The sequence below is a fragment of the Ferrovibrio sp. genome (genome assembly GCF_029255545.1).
Classification (GTDB): domain Bacteria; phylum Pseudomonadota; class Alphaproteobacteria; order Ferrovibrionales; family Ferrovibrionaceae; genus Ferrovibrio.
The window spans coordinates 20,215-22,914 of sequence record NZ_JANLJJ010000070.1 but is presented as its reverse complement, the minus strand read 5'-3'; the positions used below and the strand labels follow the sequence as shown (position 1 = coordinate 22,914).

The following is a 2,700-nucleotide window of genomic DNA, read 5'->3' as shown; positions in this document are numbered from 1 at the left end:
CGGTGCTGCGCTGGAAACCCGGCACCAACGGCGCGCCGATCGACAAGGCGGCGGCGGAGTAAGCCGCTGTCCTATATCGGAAGACCAAGCCGCCCAGTCAGCGATGGCCGGGCGGCTTTTCATAACTTGTTTAATTCTCTAATTCTTAGATACCGAGCTTATTAAAGCTTAGAAAAGTATTCTTTATCAATAACGACTTCTTCCACAGTTTTTGTTTGAACATGGACTCCTATTCCTAACTCTTTCAGCTTCTCCACAAGCGACTCTCCGTCAATCAAGTCAATGGGCGTCGCTCCTCCGTACCCGCCTAGTCTACGCTGGAAGTCGAATATACATACAGTCGTATTCATTTATATAACCAGAAAAATGGTTGCATTGCCGGCGGCGCGCGCTATACTCCCCGCCATGAGCATGGATATCGACGCCGCCGCACGCCTGTTTGCCGAGCTGGGCAACCGCACCCGGCTGGATGTTCTGCTGCTGTTGATCAAGGCGGGGCCTGAGGGCCTGAGCATCGGCGATATCCAGGCCGAGCTGGACATTCCGCTGTCCACCCTGTCGTTCCATCTGCGCGGCCTGAGCGGGACCGGACTGATCGAACAGGAAAAACAGGGCCGCAGCGTGATCTGCCGGCCGAATTTCACCGCGATGAACGAAGCCATGCAGTTCCTGAAACGCGAGTGCTGCGTCGGTGTGGCGCCCAAGGCACGACGCGGCCAGGCCGCGTAGCACTCACCTGCAAAAATTTTTTGCCCACAAATAACCACTTTACTGGAAACATGGAGATGACGATGACCGAAGCGACCCATTCCGCCCTGCCGCCGCAGTCCTCCTGGCGGCGGCTGATCGCCAAGCCCGACCGGCTGCTGCTGGCGATCATCGCGATTCCGCTGCTGCTGGCCGCGCTGGCGCCACCCCAGGCGCTGGCCAGCCTGCGCTTCACCGGCGCGGCCTTATCCAGCATCGCGCCGTTCCTGCTGATGGCCGTGCTGGCGGCATCCTGGATCAAGGCGAGCGGCGCCGACCGGCTGGTGGCGCATGCCTTCACTGGCCGCGAAAGCCGCATGGTGCTGCTGGCCGCGCTGTTCGGCGCGCTGTCGCCCTTCTGCTCCTGCGGCGTGATCCCGCTGATCAGCGGCCTGCTGGGCGCGGGCGTGCCGCTGGCGCCGGTGATGGCCTTCTGGATCGCCTCGCCGATCATGGACCCCAACATGTTCCTGCTCACCGCCGGCGGGCTGGGGCTTGAGTTTGCCGTGGCCAAGACCTTTGCCGCCATCGGCATGGGGCTGTTCGCCGGGTTCGTCACCATGGCGCTGATGCGCATGGGCGGCTTAAGCGAAAGCCTGCGTCGTCCGCCACGATCGGCCGCGGCGCGCCGCTGGATGGCCGAGACGCTGGACGGCACCGCGCAGCCGAAGCCGGTCTGGCGTTTTTGGCACGAACCGGCCCGCGCGCAGGTCTTCGTCACCGATGCGGCCGATAATGGCTGGAAGCTGCTGCGCTGGATGACCTTGGCCTTTTTGCTGGAAAGCCTGATGGTGGCGTATCTGCCGGGCGAGGCCATCGCCACCTGGCTGGGGGCGGCGAACTGGACCGCCATGCCGCTGGCCGTGATCGTTGGCGTGCCCGCCTATCTCAACGGCTATGCCGCCATCCCGCTGGTGGCGGGCCTGATCGAGCTGGGCATGAATCCGGCTGTGGGCCTGGCCTTCATGACCGCGGGCGGCGTCAGCTCGATCCCCGCCATGATGGCCGTCTGGGGCCTGGTACGGCGGCAGGTCTTCGTGCTGTATCTGGCGCTGGGCGGCGGCGGCGCGCTGCTGGCCGGTTACGGCTATGCGCTCTGGCTGTCGCTGAACTGAAGCGGTCCGGTCAGACCCGCCCGGTCAATATCTGGCCGGGCGGTTTTTTTGTCTGCGCGGGCCGGCTTGCATGTCCGCAATATTGTTTCAGATCATTGCAGGACCGAGGCCGACACAAATCCGGCAGATCCTGCCGGCGTAATTCTGCCGCGCTTGCCGCATCAAAGTGGCCTGACACGCACTGACACAACATAACACCGCGCCTTCATGCGGTTATGCGTTATAGCCGTTGGCACGCGACTTGATCGTCTGCTGCGCAGAAGACGCGGCGGTGAATCCCTTGCCGCGGCGGTCTTCGATAACGCAAACGGCTTCGAACAGGAGGTCCTATGGTCAGTGGCATCACCGGCGGCGGCAACCCGCTGCAGCAGGCCATGCAGCAGCTGTTCAGCAAGAATGACAGCAATGCCGATGGCAAACTCGACACCAGCGAAATCTCGTCTCTGCTGGAAACCCTGCAGGGTACGGCGGATTCGAGCAGCGGCCTGACGGCCGATAACGTCATCGCCGCTTTCGACAGCGACGGCGACGGCAATGTTACCAGCACGGAGTTCGATTCCGGCTTCCAGAACATGGCTGAAAGCATGCAGGCCGAGTTGATTGCCGCGCAGGAAAACAGCCAGACGCCGCCGCCCGGACCGCCACCCGGGCCGCCGCCGGGCAGCGAAACATCGTCGAGCGACGAGGATGACGAGGATGACAGCACGGTCGCAACGCTGCTCGACCTGCTGGAGCAATACAGCAGCACCAGCGAAAGCGAAGAGAGCAGCGCGTCGAGCGAGAAAACCTCGACCGACAGCCTGGTGCAGACCTTCCTGGCCCAACTGGAAAAATATGC

The 2,700-nt window shown here is 62.7% G+C and carries 3 protein-coding genes; all 3 read left to right on the top strand.

The window, feature by feature from the left end; all coding sequences use genetic code 11:
* The first annotated feature begins 405 nt into the window (after positions 1-405).
* On the top strand, positions 406-729 hold the full coding sequence (locus Q1J79_RS14020; protein WP_300301453.1) for a helix-turn-helix transcriptional regulator: 324 nt from the start codon (positions 406-408) through the stop codon (positions 727-729).
* A 62-nt stretch (positions 730-791) separates the two neighbouring features.
* Positions 792-1,862 (top strand): permease, encoded by a 1,071-nt coding sequence (locus Q1J79_RS14015; RefSeq protein ID WP_300301451.1) that lies wholly within the window; start codon positions 792-794, stop codon positions 1,860-1,862.
* A gap of 329 nt (positions 1,863-2,191) precedes the next feature.
* A partial coding sequence (locus Q1J79_RS14010) for an EF-hand domain-containing protein (RefSeq protein ID WP_300301449.1) occupies positions 2,192-2,700 on the top strand: 509 nt, incomplete at its 3' end.